16 protein-coding genes are annotated in these 17,526 nt (G+C 34.6%); 9 read left to right on the forward strand and 7 right to left on the reverse strand.

The genetic code is table 11. The features are described 5' to 3' along the window. Positions 1-71 precede the first annotated feature (71 nt). Entirely contained in the window at positions 72-911 is an 840-nt protein-coding gene (locus tag BW983_RS20100; RefSeq protein ID WP_139329328.1) for a glycosyltransferase family 2 protein, read from the reverse strand. Continuing rightward, positions 907-1,518, reverse strand: a complete 612-nt coding sequence (recR, locus tag BW983_RS20105) for a recombination mediator RecR (RefSeq protein ID WP_076553595.1) — start codon at positions 1,516-1,518, stop codon at positions 907-909. Before recR ends, BW983_RS20100 begins: the two co-directional genes overlap by 5 nt. Positions 1,519-1,898: 380 nt before the next feature. Between recR and BW983_RS20110 the strand changes: the two genes are divergently transcribed. The 5 genes from BW983_RS20110 (at position 1,899) to BW983_RS20130 (ending at position 7,598) form a co-directional block, all read left to right on the forward strand. Further along, positions 1,899-2,504, forward strand: coding sequence for an LURP-one-related/scramblase family protein (locus BW983_RS20110; protein ID WP_065396771.1), 606 nt, complete (start codon positions 1,899-1,901; stop codon positions 2,502-2,504). Between the two features lie 23 nt (positions 2,505-2,527). After that, positions 2,528-3,016, forward strand: coding sequence for a hypothetical protein (locus BW983_RS20115; protein ID WP_076553596.1), 489 nt, complete (start codon positions 2,528-2,530; stop codon positions 3,014-3,016). A gap of 110 nt (positions 3,017-3,126) precedes the next feature. Then, entirely contained in the window at positions 3,127-4,569 is a 1,443-nt protein-coding gene (locus BW983_RS20120) for an aminoacyl-histidine dipeptidase (protein WP_076553597.1), read from the forward strand. A gap of 178 nt (positions 4,570-4,747) precedes the next feature. Continuing rightward, positions 4,748-5,329 (forward strand): LOG family protein, encoded by a 582-nt coding sequence (locus BW983_RS20125; protein WP_076553598.1) that lies wholly within the window; start codon positions 4,748-4,750, stop codon positions 5,327-5,329. A 118-nt stretch (positions 5,330-5,447) separates the two neighbouring features. Beyond that, on the forward strand, positions 5,448-7,598 hold the full coding sequence (locus BW983_RS20130; RefSeq protein WP_076553599.1) for a prolyl oligopeptidase family serine peptidase: 2,151 nt from the start codon (positions 5,448-5,450) through the stop codon (positions 7,596-7,598). 75 nt (positions 7,599-7,673) lie between these two features. Here the strand turns inward: BW983_RS20130 and BW983_RS20135 are convergent, their stop codons facing one another. Then, positions 7,674-8,003 carry a 2Fe-2S iron-sulfur cluster-binding family protein gene (locus BW983_RS20135; RefSeq protein WP_065396766.1) on the reverse strand — a complete coding sequence of 110 codons (330 nt, stop codon included), beginning with the start codon at positions 8,001-8,003 and terminating at the stop codon, positions 7,674-7,676. A gap of 12 nt (positions 8,004-8,015) precedes the next feature. Continuing rightward, positions 8,016-9,071: an NAD(P)/FAD-dependent oxidoreductase gene (locus BW983_RS20140; RefSeq protein ID WP_076553600.1), complete on the reverse strand. Its 1,056-nt coding sequence runs from the start codon at positions 9,069-9,071 to the stop codon at positions 8,016-8,018. A 150-nt stretch (positions 9,072-9,221) separates the two neighbouring features. On the opposite strand from BW983_RS20140, the gene BW983_RS20145 reads away from it, so the two are divergent. Next, complete coding sequence (locus tag BW983_RS20145) at positions 9,222-9,992, forward strand: DUF3108 domain-containing protein (RefSeq protein ID WP_065396764.1); 771 nt, start codon at positions 9,222-9,224, stop codon at positions 9,990-9,992. A 278-nt stretch (positions 9,993-10,270) separates the two neighbouring features. Here BW983_RS20145 and pheS read toward each other — a convergent pair whose 3' ends face one another. Further along, positions 10,271-11,281 (reverse strand): phenylalanine--tRNA ligase subunit alpha, encoded by a 1,011-nt coding sequence (pheS, locus tag BW983_RS20150; RefSeq protein WP_076553601.1) that lies wholly within the window; start codon positions 11,279-11,281, stop codon positions 10,271-10,273. Between the two features lie 127 nt (positions 11,282-11,408). Then, positions 11,409-12,068, reverse strand: coding sequence for a YceI family protein (locus BW983_RS20155; RefSeq protein WP_076553602.1), 660 nt, complete (start codon positions 12,066-12,068; stop codon positions 11,409-11,411). Between the two features lie 75 nt (positions 12,069-12,143). On the opposite strand from BW983_RS20155, the gene BW983_RS20160 reads away from it, so the two are divergent. Next, positions 12,144-13,079, forward strand: coding sequence for a sulfate/molybdate ABC transporter ATP-binding protein (locus tag BW983_RS20160; RefSeq protein ID WP_076553603.1), 936 nt, complete (start codon positions 12,144-12,146; stop codon positions 13,077-13,079). Positions 13,080-13,352: 273 nt separating this feature from the next. On the opposite strand, the gene BW983_RS20165 is transcribed toward BW983_RS20160, so the two are convergent. Next, the gene (locus tag BW983_RS20165) at positions 13,353-13,697 is read right to left on the reverse strand and encodes a zinc ribbon domain-containing protein YjdM (RefSeq protein WP_065396760.1); all 345 of its coding nucleotides are present in this window, start codon (positions 13,695-13,697) and stop codon (positions 13,353-13,355) included. A gap of 651 nt (positions 13,698-14,348) precedes the next feature. Here BW983_RS20165 and BW983_RS20170 point away from each other — a divergent pair. Both BW983_RS20170 and BW983_RS20175 read left to right on the forward strand, forming a co-directional pair. Then, positions 14,349-15,554 carry an RsmB/NOP family class I SAM-dependent RNA methyltransferase gene (locus tag BW983_RS20170; protein WP_065396759.1) on the forward strand — a complete coding sequence of 402 codons (1,206 nt, stop codon included), beginning with the start codon at positions 14,349-14,351 and terminating at the stop codon, positions 15,552-15,554. Positions 15,555-15,737: 183 nt separating this feature from the next. Further along, positions 15,738-17,405: a GLPGLI family protein gene (locus tag BW983_RS20175; RefSeq protein WP_076553651.1), complete on the forward strand. Its 1,668-nt coding sequence runs from the start codon at positions 15,738-15,740 to the stop codon at positions 17,403-17,405. Positions 17,406-17,526 lie beyond the last annotated feature (121 nt).

Genomic DNA, 17,526 nt, shown 5'->3' on the forward strand with positions numbered 1-17,526 from the left:
CATATAACAAAAGCAACTCAAATTGAGTTGCTTTTTTATTTTATTATTTTTCAACAATTTCTCTGACTTTTCTACTTCAGCCTGATCTTTTCTATCTGGTGACGCAGCTTTAATCCAGCCTTTAAGAAAGAATACTGCATTGGTTTCGACTCTTTATAATATTTATCAATAAAGATCTGCATAGCACCATAAAATCGATTCAGGTAAACTTCATCTTTCACCGTACTTTCTCCTTTATGGTGAAGAAGGGAAGCTTTTCCATAATAATAATTTTTGTATCCTTTTCTTAATAAAGTATAGCAAAGATCAATGTCTTCACCATACATAAAATAAGATTCATCTAACCCTCCAATTTCTTCATAAACTTTCTTTTTAACCAATAAAAAAGCTCCTGTCATAACTTCTATCTCAGCAATAGCATCTTCCCCTATATCATTTCTGTAATATGACTTGGAATTATTCTTTTTTAAGTTAGTAAATAATTTTTCAAAGGAATTGAACATATCCGGTACTGAACGCTTGCTTTCCGGGAGAAAATTCCCTTCTGCGTCATGCATTCTCACTCCAAGACATCCAAAATCCTTTTTAGAGTCAGAAAAATCAAGGAGTTCTTTCATATAAAAACCTTCCAATTCTGTATCAGGATTTAGAAGCAATATATATTCTCCATTAGCTGTTTGTATAGCTTTATTGTTTGCCTTTGAAAACCCTCCGTTAATGTCCGAGGAAATAAAATGTACAGTTGAAAATTCAAGAATAAGATCTTTCCAGGAAGTGTCTGTAGAAGCATTGTCAATGACTATCACTTCATAATCCACATCTTTTATATATTTCTGAAGAGATAAAAGACAGTTTCTGAGTAATTGGGTAACATTATAATTAACAATAATAACAGACAGCTTCATATTAATCCTTTTCGTTGTATGGTAATCTATTAATGATGGATCTTCCGAGTGAAACTTCATCAGCATATTCCAGTTCATCACCTACAGAGATCCCCCTTGCAATGCTTGAAAAATTCACATTAAAATTCTTAAACTTCTTATAAATATAATAAGCCGTTGTATCTCCTTCCATAGTGGCACTCAAAGCAAAAATAAATTCTTTCACTTTGCCATCAGTCAGTTTCCTTTCAATACTTGGGATATTCAACTGGCTTGGTCCCACTCCTTCCATTGGAGAAATTTTTCCGCCTAAAATCAAATACTTCCCTGTATATTTCCCTGTGTTTTCAATAGCAATAACGTCCCGAACATCTTCTACAATACAAATCAGTTCCCCGTTTCTCTTTTCATTGCTGCAAATCTCACAGACGTCAAAATCAGAAAAATTATGACACTCTTTACAGTATTTTATTTCATTAACAAGGTTGATCAGAGAGTTCCCAAGACTTACCGCTCTGGAACTAGGTTGTTTCAATAAATGCAATGCCAATCTCAAAGCTGTTTTCCTTCCGATTCCAGGTAATCCTGAAATCTCATCCACTGCCTTTGCCAAAACTTTACTTGGGTAATCCATAGCCACAAAAATAAGGATTATTTGAGGAAAATGATCTATTACCAAGTGGAGTTTTTAAGCTTTAAAATGCAGGAAAGTGAATGATCAATTGTCAATTCGCTTTGCCAGTCAATTTGGATATTTAAAGTTCAAAGTTTAATGTTATTACAGTCTTATCAATTCAATATTCACATTTAGAATTAAAAAACTACAATTGTTATTACTACACCCAATGTCAATTATCCTTCATCTATTATCTAGCTTTCTCCAATTTCTTACTTGTAATTTTCGCCAACCCAATGTCTCATTTTGATATTTTAAATATCACTCCTATCCTTATTTATTATAACTCTAAAAAAACAGCTATATTTGCGGCTTAAATATGAGAAAAATAAACTAACATGGTACTTAAAAATTTAAATTATCCTCTGGATTTCAAATTCAAAATCTCTACATTAGCTAGTGATTTTAACATTACTGACAAAAATGGAAGCTACGTAGCATACGTACGTCAGAAAATGTTCAAATTAAAAGAGGATGTGATTGTTTTCAATGATGAAACCAAATCTAAAGAACTTTTCAGAATCAGAGCTAATAAATGGATTGATTTCAATGCTTCTTATTCTTTAAATGACATTGTTGACAATAAAAATTATGGTAGATTAGCAAGAAAAGGGATGCGTTCTCTTTGGAAATCAAGCTATGATATTCTAGATGCTAATGACCAGCCTAAATTCAAAGTACAGGAAGATAATGCATGGGTAAGATTTTGGGATAGCTTTGTAGGTGAACTTCCTATTATTGGAATGTTTACAGGATATTTCCTTAATCCATCTTATACGGTTACCGGTATTGATGGTAAAGCTTACTTTAAACTGAAAAAAATGCCTTCATTCTTTGGAAGAAGATTCCAATTGGATAGATTGATTGACATTGATGATGAGGAAGAAAGTTTAGTAATTCTTTCACTATTAATGATGACCCTTCTTGAGAGAGCAAGAGGCTAAAAAAATAATAAAACCACAAACAAATGAAATACCTAATCATTTTCTTTTCCGCATTTCTATTGGTTGCCTGTAAAAAGGACAAAGAAACAGTTTCAGAACCATCTTCCGATTCTTTAAGCGTAGTAAAAGATTCTGCTACAGCAAGCATTCCTTCTGGAAAAATTCAGATTGAAACCATTTCATTCCCTGAAGAAATCAAGGAATGTTCATGTTATTTCGCCAGAAATAAAGCTGATTTTGAAGCGGAAAAATATATCTACGCAGATGATGCCGGAAAAACCGCCTATATGAAACTGGACGGTAAAAGACTGGCAATGAATCTTATTTCCTCAAGTGATATGGAAGTTGAAGACGAACTGACTAAGGAAATAGAAAGTAATGATTATAAAATCTCTGTAAAGGGTAAAAAAATAAAAGGTGAAGAAGCTTTGTTATTTGAAGGTACACTTACCATTGAAAAACCGGACGGCTCTGTTATTTCAACACCTATCTACGGAGAATGTGGATGTTAATAAAAAGGATAAGCTAATTTGCCTTTTCACTTTTTAGCGATCAATAAAAAATGCTTCTGTATCCCACGGAAGCATTTTTTATTTCGTAAATTTGAGAAAAATAAATTTCAATGGCATTATCTAATATAGAACCGCAGATAATCTGGAAAAACTTCTCCAAATTAAATGCTGTTCCAAGACCATCTAAAAAAGAGGAAAAAGTAATTGCTTTCATCAAAGGATTTGGTGAAGATTTGGGACTTGAAACTACTGTAGATGAGGTAGGAAACGTAATTATCAAAAAGCCTGCAACTGCAGGAATGGAAAACAAAAAATCCATCGTTCTTCAATCACACCTGGATATGGTTTGCCAGAAGAACAACGATGTTAATTTCGATTTTGAGACAGAAGGGATTAAAATGGAGATTGATGGTGACTGGGTAAAGGCAAAAGGAACAACTTTAGGAGCTGATAACGGTTTAGGAGTTGCGACTATCATGTCTATCCTTGAAAGTTCAGATATTCCTCATCCTGCTCTGGAAGCCTTACTCACTATTGATGAAGAAACAGGAATGACGGGAGCTATTGGTTTAAAACCAGGACAGCTTACAGGAGAAATTTTATTAAACCTAGATACAGAAGAAGATGATGAAATTGACATAGGCTGTGCCGGAGGTGTAGACGTTACCATCACCCAAAACTATGCTGTAGAAGCTCCGAAAGGACAGGTTGTAAGAATTGAAGTAAAAGGTTTACAAGGTGGACACTCAGGAATGGATATCCATAAAGGTTTCGGAAACGCAAACATTATCTTAGGAAGACTTCTTTACACTGGATTGGCTAAGCAGAACCTTGAAGTAATTTCAATTGATGGTGGTGGATTAAGAAACGCTATTCCAAGAGAAGGTGTTGCAATTATTGCGGTAAGAAATGCTCACGAATTCATCGCAGAAGCGACAAATCTTAAAAAAGAGATTCTTGAAGAGTTTGCTTCTGTAGAACCAGGTCTTCAGATCAATATTGAAAACTCTACGTCTTCTGACAAAGCTATTTCAGAAGCAGATTCTAAAAAAGTAATTCTTACTTTAAAAGCTCTTCACAACGGAGTATACAGAATGAGCCCTGATGTAGCAAACCTTGTTGAAGCATCTAATAATGTTGCAAGAGTAGAATTAAAAGGAGGTGAACTTAAAATCTTAAACCTTACAAGATCATCCGTAGATTCTTCTAAATATTCTACAGCAGAGCAACTGAAGTCTGTAGCAGAATTAGCAGGAATGAATATAGTATTCAGCGGTTCATACCCAGGATGGAAACCAAAGCCAGGTTCTGAAATTGTACAGATCATGGAAAAAATCTATACTGAAAAGTTCAATGAAAAGCCTCATGTAGTAGCTTGTCACGCAGGTTTAGAATGTGGTATCATTGGAGCTAATTATCCTGAAATGGAAATGGTAAGTTTTGGACCTACCATCAGAGGAGCACACTCACCTGATGAAAAAGCAAACATCCCATCTACACAGAAATTCTGGAGCTTCCTAAAAGATATTTTAGCGAATATTCCTCAGAAATAGAACATTAAAATAATGATATTGAATATCCAAAGTCTTATGATTTTGGATATTTTTAATTTTTATGAAGATTAAGATTCTATAGATAGATTAAATAAGCGTAACAATTAAGATAATTATAAATATTTTCTTATCTTTTTTAATCACTTAAATATCTTAATGATTCCAAAAACATTTAAATATGAAAAGTATAACTGTATTCTGCGGCTCAAGTTTTGGCACAGATAAAATTTATGAAGAACAGGCTTTCCTACTTGGTAAAACTCTAGCCAAACAAAGTATACAATTAATTTACGGTGGTTCACAAACAGGTTTAATGGGAACCATTGCAGATGGTACCTTAAGTGAAAATGGTAAAGTGACCGGAGTTCTCCCCCATTTTTTACAGTCAAAAGAAATTGCTCATAAAAATCTTACTGAACTGATTTTGGTAGAAACCATGCACGAAAGAAAAACCAAAATGAATGATCTTTGTGATGGTGTGATTGTTCTTCCTGGTGGATACGGAACTTTAGAAGAATTCTTTGAAATGATTACCTGGGCACAACTCGGACTTCATAAAAAGCCCATCGGTATTTTAAATATTGATGGATTTTACAATGATCTGATCAGTCTTGTTCAGAATATGGTTGATAAAGGATTTTTAAAGTCTGTAAATCGTGATATGCTTCTCATCAGTGACAATATTGATGATCTGCTTGAGAAAATGAGGAATTATCAGGCTCCTACGGTTGGAAAATGGATTTCTAAAGAAGAAATTTAATCATAAAAAGAAGGAATATTTTCAGAATATTCCTTCTTTTCATATATATCACCATTTGTTATACATAGTTTAGTACTTTTGTAAGTAAAACTTTATCACTATTAAAAGAAATAATACTATGAAAAATATATTTCTAACAAGCTGCCTATTTTTGAGTCAGATCAGCTATGCTCAATATAATTATCCAAAAACTCCGGAAATACCTGTAACGAATGATTATTTTGGAACAAAGATTGCCGACAATTATCAATGGCTGGAAGACCTGAAAAGTCCTGAAGTACAAACATGGTTTAAAGCAGAATCAGACTACAGCCATATTATTATTGATAAAATCCCTAATCGCGAAACTCTTTATAATCGTATGAAGCAGGTTCAGGAAATGGGCGGTGACTCCTACAGCTATGCAAAACAAAGAGGAAACTTGTATTTCTATATTAAAACAAAAAAGAACGAGAAACTTTCCAAACTATACACAAGGGACATTTCTACAGGAAAAGAAACATTGATATTTGATCCCGAAACCTATAAGAAGAATGCTCAGATCACTAATTTTTCAATAGATTCCAAAGGCAATAAAGTAGCATTACTATTTTCCCAATCCGGTGGCGAAATTTGTGAGCTTAAGATTTTAAACTTACAGACAAAGAAAATACTTGACGATACTCTTACTCCTATTTGGAGTGAGTTCAACTTTGAATTTACCCCGGATGATCAATCTATTATTTACACTAAGATGAGTACCGGAGATCCCAACAGCAATATGCTCCTTAAAGAAATGAAAGCAATGCTGCACAAGATAGGAACCCATTCTGACCAGGATATTGTACTGGCATCAAGAGAGGCAAATCCTGAAATCAATATGCTAACGGAACAGTTTCCAATGGTTGAGTTTTCTGAAGATTATCAATACATCTTATTGGATATAGGTTCTACCAAATCGGAAAGTCCTCTATTTTATGCTCCTTATTCAGCTCTAAAGGATAAAAAAATTACGTGGAAACAGTTTGTAAAAACTTCAGACGATATTACTCAAACCTTTATTAAAGGAGATCAGCTATTTTTCCTTAGTCATAAAAATGCTCCAAATTACAAAATAGGAGTTACAAGCCTGTCAAACCCTGACTTTGATAATGCTAAAATCATCGTTCCGGAAGGTAATGCTGTAATCAGATCAATACACAATTCTAAAAATTATTTATTCTATGCTTTAAACAATGGTATTACTCAGGAGAAATATCAGATTGACCTTAAAACATTAGCTATAAAAAAGGTTCCTTTACCTGACGGAGTAAATAGTTCCGCCTCCCTTAACTCCCGTGAAAACGATCATCTACAGTGCAATAACAGCAACTGGCTTACCCCAAATACATTCTACGAATATACCCCTCAGGATGGGAAAGTTGTTAAAAGTAAATATTTCAATGGGGATAGCAATTACCCAGATTATTATGCATCCTATGAGGTAAAAGAAGTGGAAGTTAAAAGTCACGACGGTGCTATGGTTCCTCTTTCTATTATCTATCCTAAAAACATGAAAATGGATGGCAGTACTCCTGCTTACATCACCGGATATGGCGGCTACGGAATCTCTTCTACTCCACGTTTTTCCAACAGGCTGTCTGTACTGCTTGAGCAAGGCGTAGTTGTTGCTATTGCTCATGTGAGAGGAGGTGGAGAAAAAGGTGAAAACTGGCATAAAGACGGAATGAAAGCTAAAAAACCCAATACATGGAAAGATTTCATTGCCTGCTCAGAATATCTCGTTGACCAAAAATACACTTCTCCTTCAAAATTAATTGGTAACGGAGTAAGCATGGGAGGTGTTCTTATCGGAAGAGCCATCACGGAAAGACCAGATTTATTTGCGGTTGCTATCGCTGAAGTGGGAATGACTAATGCTCTTCGTTCTCAAAACTCAGCCAATGGGGATAATCAGATTCCAGAAATAGGAAGTATAAAAAATGCTGTGGATATTAAAAGTCTGATCGAAATGGATGCACAAAGCAAAGTTAAAAAAGGAGTAAAATATCCTGCTGTCATTGTCCGTACCGGAATGAATGATTCCAGAATTACCCCTTGGGAGCCAGCCAAATTTGCAGCAGCACTACAAAATAGCACAGCATCTGAAAAACCTGTTTTGTTGTATGTCAATTACGAAAACGGTCATTTCACAAGTGATCTGGATGTAGTTTTCAAAGAATATTCTGATATTTTTGCTTTTGCATTATGGCAAGTAGGACACCCGAAATTCCAGCCAGCTAAGAAATAGAGTAAAGAATTCATAAAAACAAAAACCCGTTCGAAAAACTCGAACGGGTTTCTTATTAAGATTAAAAAATATTTTCTAAGGATAAGGAGCAATTTCCACTTCAAGTCCCTCCATTTCATTAACCATGTGCAGCTGGCATCCTAATCTGCTGTTATCTTTCACATGGAAAGCTTCAGCAAGCATTGCATCTTCTTCATCGCCCATTGGCTCCAATCCAGGATCATTAATTACATAAACCTGACATGATGCACACATCGCCATTCCGCCGCATACACCAATAGTACCTTCTTCAGCCAATTCATAGGAACGGATAATTTCCATTAAGTTCATGGACATATCCGTAGGAGCTACGACATCATGGGTTACCCCTTCTCTGTCGGTGATTTTAATATTAATATCTGACATAATTCTGCAAAATTAGTCAATTTTTTTCACAACAGCCTTCTCTGCTTCTTTACGGCTTCCATCAAATCCGTCTACTCCACTTACAGTTGTATATTTCAATACGAATTTTTTACCAGGATTCAGTCTGTTATAAACACTCTGACACATTAAAGTAGCCTCGTGGAAACCACAAAGAATCAACTTCAATTTCCCTGGATAGGTATTGATATCTCCGATTGCGTAGATACCATCAATGTTTGTCTGATAATCAAGAGCATTGTTTACAACAATAGCATTCTTTTCAATATTTAACCCCCAGTTTCCGATCTCACCCAACTTAGGAGTCAATCCGAATAATGGAATAAAATAATCAGTTTCAATTTCAAAAGCATCCTCACCATCCTTCTGTACAGTGATTGCCTCTACTTTTCCATCACCTCTGATACCGGTAACTTCAGCAGGAGTAATTAATTTAATTTTCCCTGCATTTTTCAGATCCTGAACTTTTTCTACAGAATCCAAAGCTCCTCTGAATTCATTTCTTCTGTGAATCAAAGTCACTTCACTTGCTACATTAGAAAGGAAAATACTCCAGTCAAGGGCAGAATCTCCACCTCCGGCAATTACTACTTTTTTATTTCTGAAGTGCTCAGGTTCTTTAACGAAATACTCAAGTCCTTTTTCTTCATAATCAGCTACATTCTCGAAAGTAGGTTTTCTAGGTTCAAAAGTACCCAATCCTCCTGCAATAGCAATAGCCTTACATCTGTGAACAGTTCCTTTGTTCGTTACTACTTCAAACCATTCATCATCTACCTTTGTGTAAGAAACAGCGGTTTCTCCTAAAGTAAATCCAGGCTGGAACTGCTTAATCTGCTCCATCAAATTATCCACCAATTCTCCAGCGTTCACTGAAGGATACCCCGGAATATCGAAAATAGGTTTTTTAGGATAAAGTTCTGCCAATTGCCCTCCCGGCTGTGGAAGCGCATCAATAATGTGGCACTTCATTTTTAAAAGACCTGCTTCAAAAACTGCAAAAAGTCCTGTAGGACCTGCTCCTATGATCAATATATCAGTGGTTATCATAATTTAGATAATTTAATTATACATGTAGCTGCAAATTTACTAATTTTAATGCGAAGCATATTTAATTGATTCTAAATAAAAACCTGAGATTTGTCAAATATCTATCAATTAAGATTTTAAATTTGGCAATGTATTTGTAAATGACATATTATGAAGAAAATTTTAAACCTATTAGCAGTCTTTGTATTTTTTCTAGGCTCGGCACAGATTGATAACGTTGCAGACGGAGAATCAATCACTCTTAGAATTCACTACGGATTCTTAAATGCCGGAACAGCCAATCTTACCACCAAAAAAACAACGTATAAAGGTACCCCTCATTTATATGTAAAAGGCACAGGTGAAACCACTGGTGCTGTAAAAGCATTCTTCAAAGTAGAAGATTTATATGAAAGCTTCATTGATACTGCTACTGGTTTACCAAGCTTCTATGTTCGAAATGTACGTGAGGGAAGTTATCGTCAGCATCTTGAAACAGCCTTCAATCATGATAATAATACATTAATACTAACAGACAAAAAAACGCCTGCAAATGGCTCTAAAGTCATAAAATCTGTAAAAGGTGTACAGGATATGCTTTCATGTTTCTATTATCTGCGAAGCAAAAGCCCGGATGAATTAAAAGTAGGAACCATTATTAATATGAATGTATGGATAGATGACGAAATGTTCCCTTTCCAATTAAAAGTAGCAGGAACAGAAAACCTTAAGACTAAATTTGGTACAATCAATTGCTTGAAGATTATTCCTTCTGTAAAAAGCGGAAGAGTATTTAAAGAAAAAGAAGGAGTTACCATGTGGGTTTCCAATGATGCCAATCATATTCCTATGCTTTTGAAAGCTGAGCTTGCTGTAGGCTCACTGAAAGCAAGTATTGATAGCTATAAAAACGTAAAATATCCTTTAAAGTTTAGTAAGTAAACGATGAAGTTTTTTCAATAATATAATGTCTGTAATTTTTACAGACATTTTTTTATGTTGAATGTAATAGATAAAGAGCACCGATTGTCTTTATAATAGAAGCAGCAAGAAGGCTGCAATGTCAATACTTTACTCGGTTCCTCGGATTTGAACTGAAGTATGGACATAAGAGACAGACACGTGTAAATTTTTCAATAAGATCAGTTTTTAATTGCGTTTTGTTTCTTAGGTCAGTAATTAAAAACAAAAACCTCCGGAGCTCCGGAGGTTTGATTTTTTTATAAAGTCTTGAATTGCTCCAAGGTTCTGATGTCATTTTCAAAAAACATTCTGATGTCACTCATTTGGTAAAGAAGCATTGTTATTCTTTCAATCCCCATTCCGAATGCATATCCTGAATATTTCTCAGAATCAATGTTTACATTCTTTAATACGGCAGGATCTACCATTCCACAACCCATGATTTCTAACCAACCTGTTCCTTTTGTAATTCTGTAGTCAGTTTCAGAGTTTAATCCCCAATATACATCAATCTCAGCACTTGGCTCAGTGAACGGGAAATAAGAAGGTCTCATTCTGATTTTAGACTTTCCGAAAAGTTCAGTAGTAAAGAACTGGATCGTCTGCTTTAAATCTGCAAAGCTTACATTCTCATCAATATATAATCCTTCAATCTGGTGGAAGATACAGTGAGAACGTGAAGAGATCGCTTCATTTCTAAATACTCTTCCCGGAGATAAAATTCTGATAGGCGGCTGATTTTCTTCCATAAAACGAGTCTGTACAGAAGAAGTATGCGTTCTCAAAAGAATATCCGGATTTTGCTCAATAAAGAATGTATCCTGCATATCTCTTGCCGGGTGATATTCCGGAAGATTCAGTGCAGTAAAGTTATGCCAGTCATCTTCAATCTCAGGACCATCTGCAACCGCAAACCCAATTGATTTAAAGATTTCAATAATTCTGTTTTTAACCAGATTAATCGGATGTCTTGATCCTAAATCCAATGGAAAAGCAGGTCTTGTAAGATCTTCTTTTTCTACGATAATAGAAGATGCAGAAGCATTTTTCAAATCTTCTAATTTCACAGCCACAGCCTGCTTCAGAGTATTGATCTTCTGTCCGAATTCTTTCTTCTGGTCGTTAGGAACTTCTTTAAATTTTTCAAAAAAATCATTCAGAACTCCTTTTTTACCGTTGTACTTGATACGGAAGTTTTCTATCTCTTCCTTAGAGCTAGCATTGAAGCCGTTTACTTCGATCAGTAGTTCTTCTATCTTTTCTATCATTATTTTACCCTTTCAAAATGTTTTGCAAAAATACGACTTTTAAGTTGAATATTAAGTCCGTCATAAAAAAATCTGCCCCTTTTTCTGGAGGCAGACTTCAATCACTTATTTCACTTAAATAAAAAAATTATTTCTTTTCTAAAGCTTTAACGTTGATCTGAAGAGTTACCTCATCTTTAATTACCCCGTTTTCAGCAGGAGCCTGAAACTTCACTCCAAACTCTTCTCTTTTAATGTCTTTCGGCTCAGTAGCTACACTTACCTCTCCTTCTTTCACAGAAACATTAGCTTTAAACTGAACTGGTTTTGTAATTCCTTTAATTGTTAAATTACCATCCAAAAGAGTATTATAATCACCTTCCGTAACAGGAGTAACCTTTGTAATTTCATAAGAAGCCGTTGGGAATTTCTCTACTTCAAAGAAATCACCACTTTTAAGGTGACCATTTAATTTCCCCATATCCTCAGGACTGTCTTTCAAGTCTACAGAAGTAAGAGAGTTCATATCAGCAACGAATTTACCGCTTTCCAGTTTTCCATCCTTCACCGTTACATCTCCACTTTCAAACTTAATTGTTCCAAAATGGCTTGTATTTTCTGATTTAAATACTTTGTATCCCTTCCATTCAACCTTACTGTTTAGCGTATCCAAAGTGTACTGGCTACCATCTTTGGTAGTTGTCACCTCATTACTTTCACTGCTAAGCGGTTTATCTTTTTTACAAGAAACCATTACAGCAGCAATAAATAAAGCAGGAATAGCTAGTGAAAACAGTTTTTTTCTCATTTTTGATATATTTTTATTACTTCCGCTAATATAATAAAAAAAATTATTTTTTCATAAAAACCTTACATTTGTAATATGCTACTAGAAATAAACAATTTATTTTTCTCTCACACCAAAGACAAACCGTTGTTTCAGAACCTTAATTTAAGATTTGAAGCCAATAAAATCATTGCTCTTGCCGGAGAAAGCGGATGTGGAAAGTCTACCCTTTTAAGCTTGATGTACGGGCTCCTTGATTGGGAAAGTGGAGACATTATTTTTGATGGAATCAGACTTCTTGGTCCCAAAGGAAATCTTGTTCCCGGAGAATCTGAAATGAAGTTTGTAGCTCAGAATTTTGATCTTATGCCTTATGCTACTGTGGCAGAAAATGTAGGTAAATTTATTTCAAATATCAATCTAACAAAGAAAAGAGAAACCGTTATGGAACTTCTTGAAGTAGTAGGACTTCAGGAGTTTGCTAATGTTCTTCCTAAATACTTAAGCGGAGGACAGCAGCAAAGAGTAGCCATTGCAAGAGCGCTTTCCGTTTTACCAAAACTGCTTATTTTAGATGAACCATTCAGTAATCTGGATTTTCCAAGAAAAATAGAACTTAGGGAAAGACTTTTTAAGTATGTAAAAGAACATCAGGTTTCCCTCATTATTTCCACTCATGAACTTCAGGATATCATGCCTTGGCTGGATCAGATTGTTATTCTTCAGGATGGAAGGTTAATTCAGAATGAAACCCCTGAAGAAACCTATCGAAATCCATACAATCCCTATGTTGCCAAATTATTTGGAGAAGTAAATATTTTCAACGAGACAGAAATGGCAGATTTCCAGCTTCCAAAATTCTCTTATTATCCGAAAGAAATAAAAATTTCAGAAAACGGACTTGAAGCAGAAGTACTGGAAAGCAGATTTGCAGGAAATTATTATTGGAATAAAATCAGAGTAAAAAATAAAGAATTGGTAATGTTCACTGATGAAAAACTAAACGACTCAATTAATATTTCGTTTGTTTAAATCAAAAATGAATTCCTCAAATTTCTGATGTCAAAGCCTTAGCTGCTTCAGGTTTCTCAGCTTTCACAAAAAAAACATAACTCATACATTCACTTATACTTATAAATAAAAAAAACACAAACATAAGAAATTGTTGTAAAACTTTTTCTTACATTTGTATTTCCACAGCATAAGGAAATTTTTGGTTAATTCTCTTTCTGCCTTCTAGACGGACATTAGCAATCTTGCAATTAGGTCTATTGAAAGATTACACTGTCCAATTTTTTCCTTTTTTTATGCTTTCTTCACAAATTCGGACTTTAAAGCCATTGCTCCGAAACCATCTATTTTACAATCAATGTTGTGATCACTTCCTGGTCTTAAGCGGATATTTTTCACTTTAGTTCCTGCTTTCACTGGTTTTGGAGCTCCTTTTACAGGAAGATCTTTTACTACAACTACAGAGTCACCATCCTGAAGTTCATTTCCGTTAGAGTCCAATATCTTACCCTCGTTTGCTGATTCAGCGGCAACTTCTTCCGGATTCCATTCGTAGAAACACTGAGAACATACCATCATATTATCGCTCGGGTATGTAAACTCGGAGCTACATTTCGGACAAAGTACTGTATCACTCATATTTTAATTTTTCACAAAGGTAGTTTTTTTTAAAGGTTAAAGTCAAGAGATAAAGATCAGTATAGTAGACAATAAGCAGGTTTTGTTTTTACACTAGTAAGTGAATTAAATAAAATGAATTAAGCTAAACGTAAAGAAAATAAAGGATATTGGTAAACCATGTATATTTTGTTTGTCATTTTTCTTCATTTAAGCAAAAAAAGGAGTTCCATCATCTCTGAATGAAAAGCCACCATTACCGAATAAAAAAATTAAATTTTCAGAAAAAATCTTTAAAAATTCAGTAAAATTTATTCAGATCATTTACCTCACAAATTAAATGTTATGTATAATTCTTCTTCAATCGATACCATTAAACTTTAAACGCTAATGTTCGAAAGGGAGGATATTCATATTATATATTATTTGTCCGCAAAGGCGCTTCACTCAGCCAAGGTAAATGAGTCACCCTTCCCTGAGCGAAGCGCCCTTGCGAACTCTGTGTTGAAATTTATTAATGTAAAAAAAACTCACAGACAAAACAGATACGAAATTCTTTGTTTGCCAGTATTCATAAACTCTACACCCTCCTCTTCTCAAACTCTCCCATTCAAATCCACAACTCTCAACTTTAATTCGTATTTTTGCAGATTCAAACAGCGAAGCAAATTTATGGAACTTATTCACAGAAACCTGGCTATCGGAATTCACGATGCCTTACAAGAAACATTTTTTGAGAAAAACAAGTATGCTGATAAAGTTATTGAAAGACTTTTGAAAGCAAACAGAAAATGGGGAAGCCAGGACAGAGCCGTTGTTTCTGAGATCTTCTACAATATTATCCGTTGGAAAAAACGCCTTGAATATTATATGGGCGAAGGGGTAAAACCTAACAACATCTATAAACTTATCATTGCTTACCTTCTTTGGAGCAAGACTAATTATAAAAAGTTTGAAGAATTTGATGGAATCAAGATTGCAGACATTCTTACCAAACTTAAAAAGAACACGGTTCCTACAAAAGCAATAGAGCACTCTATTCCGGACTGGTTAGCAGAAACTCTTGAAAAAGAGCTTGGAGCAAATTGGGAAAGAGAAATGATTGCTTTAAACGAGCAGGCTCCTACAGTTTTAAGAACCAACTCTCTGAAAACAACTACAAAAGAACTTATTTCTGATCTTTCAGACGAAGGAGTAGTATCCTTCTCTATCAAAAATTATCCGGATGCAGTACAGCTTGAGGAAAAAAAGAATGTTTTCCTTACCACAGCTTTCAAAGAAGGATTATTTGAAGTTCAGGATGCTTCTTCTCAAAAAATCGGGTATTTCCTTGATGTAAAAGAAGGACAAAGAGTTATAGATGCATGTGCCGGTGCCGGTGGAAAAACACTTCACCTGGCTGCATTGATGAAAAACAAAGGACAGATTATTGCTTTAGATATTTTCGAATGGAAGCTTGCCGAGTTGAAGCGTCGTGCAAAAAGAGCCGGTGCTCACAATATTGAAACTCGTATGATTGCTGATAATAAAGTAATCAAGCGTCTTCATGAAAAAGCAGACAGATTATTGATCGATGCACCATGTTCAGGTCTTGGAGTTTTGAAAAGAAACCCGGACAGCAAATGGAAAATTGATCAGGACTTCATTGACAGAATCAAGAAAGAGCAACAACAAATCCTTCAGGACTATTCAAAAATGGTAAAAAAAGGAGGAAAAATGGTGTATGCAACATGTTCTATTCTTCCATCTGAAAACAACTTACAAGTTGAAGAATTTATCAAGAACAATCCTGGATTCAAAATGATTAAAGATGAGAAAGTTATGCCTAGTCAAGGATACGATGGATTCTACATGGCATTGATTGAAAGAGTATCTTAATCTCTCTTAAAATATAATATAAAAACTACTCTATGGGGTAGTTTTTTTGTTTTTAACTGTTAATTTTTAAAAATAAAGTGTAACATTTTACATCCATTCCCTACTAACTCTATAGATTAAACCCGTTTTGAACCGTAAAGTTAGTTTATAAAATTAAATAACTCTATGGTAAACTTATCCGATATGTATAAAAGAATTGTATTAAGCATAGTATTCATTTTCTCTGTATGTCTGTTTTCTGCACAGACCTATGAAATTCAATACACCAGTTCTTATAACGGAAAAGTAGTATCTGATCAGCCTGCAACTATTGCCTGGGTCAGTGAAAAAGACAATTTTATACTCAATAATACCATTAAAGAACAAAAAAGCTCCTTCCCTTTTGAAATTACTAAAGTGGAAAAGCCATCGAATACTGTTCTTTCCTATGCTTTTTTAAAACCTGGTGAAATCATTTCCAGCACAGATTCCGAGTCTGTAGGAAAACAAAATTTTGAGCTTACAAATGAAACAAAGAAAATCCTGGGTTATACCTGTAAAAAAGCGGTTACGAAAGTAAATTCCAACACTATTGAAGTTTGGTATACCAATGATCTGAAATTACAGGGAGGACCGTCTGTTTTAGGACAGAATTTAGGATTGGTTTTAGAAATTGAAAGAAATAAAAACTCTTTGGTCACAGCGAGTTCAATTAAAAAGGTTAAAAATACAGGAATCGAGAATATTATCAAAGGTTCCGTTCAGTCAGTAGATCTTTTAAGCTATAAGGATCTTTTATGGAAAAGCAGATTTATTACGTTAAAAGTTTTCGATAATGAAATCATTAATTTTTCTGATGCTTCAAAGTCTGATGATCAGGTAAAAAGATATGCCAACGGAACTATTATTCTAAAAAAAATTAAATTTCCAACTATAGCAGAAGGTGAAAATATCTTTGTAGAGTTAAAACAACAATCCAATGGTGACGCTTATGACAGAACCGGCACTGTATTTTTCATTCCTCAGGATAAAGAAAAATCTTTTTTTGATGGATTGGAAAAGGGAGCAAAAACCCTTCCTGTGTTTGAAAATGGCAACGGAAAACAGTATTACGGAATAACAGCTACAGAAAAGTATGCTCCGGCAACGGAAATGATGAGATTCTTTACAGCCTTTGGAACTCATAAGTTCAATCATATCCAGCTTAAAGATAAAAACTGGCAGACTATTAGCCCTTTCCGACAAGATATTACAGAATTGAAACCTTCACTATCAAATAAAGAACTTTGGGTGGGGACATTCATTGGTAATTATGATAAAGGCGGGCACAAAGTAAGTCTGGAAATCACAATCCACAAAAGCGATCAAACGGTTCATAAAAATAATGTATCTATTCCTTTATTCAATACTTTAAATATTATGGAAATGGCTGGACAGGATTATTCAACGATGTTCAATCAGGATAAAGGACTTCTTGTAGACTTTACTTTGGACAAAGATTTAAAAAATGCTCAGCTAAGATATACTACAACCGGACATGGAGGTTGGGAAAATGGGGATGAATTTCTTCCTAAGCCTAATTCTATTTTTGTAGATGGAAAATCTGTATTTTCTTTTATTCCATGGAGAACAGATTGCGGTTCATATCGTTTGTACAACCCAGCTTCGGGAAATTTTCAGGATGGACTTTCTTCTTCAGACCTCAGCAGATCAAACTGGTGCCCGGGAACAGTGACCAATCCAAACTTTATTCCTCTGGGGGATTTAAAAGCAGGAAAACATACCGTTCAAATAAAGATTCCACAAGGACCAACAGAAGGAACAAGTTTCAGTTCATGGAATGTTTCAGGAATTTTACTAGGAACCCAATAAAAACAAAACCTTCTTGCATGAGAATTGCAAGAAGGTAAAAACACAAATGATGAAAAAAAATTATTTCGAGCCACAAAGTAAGGGCTAAAATTCATATAATAAATTACCATAGATTAATAAA

The sequence above is a fragment of the Chryseobacterium ureilyticum genome (genome assembly GCF_900156735.1).
GTDB classification, from domain to species: Bacteria; Bacteroidota; Bacteroidia; order Flavobacteriales; family Weeksellaceae; genus Chryseobacterium; species Chryseobacterium ureilyticum.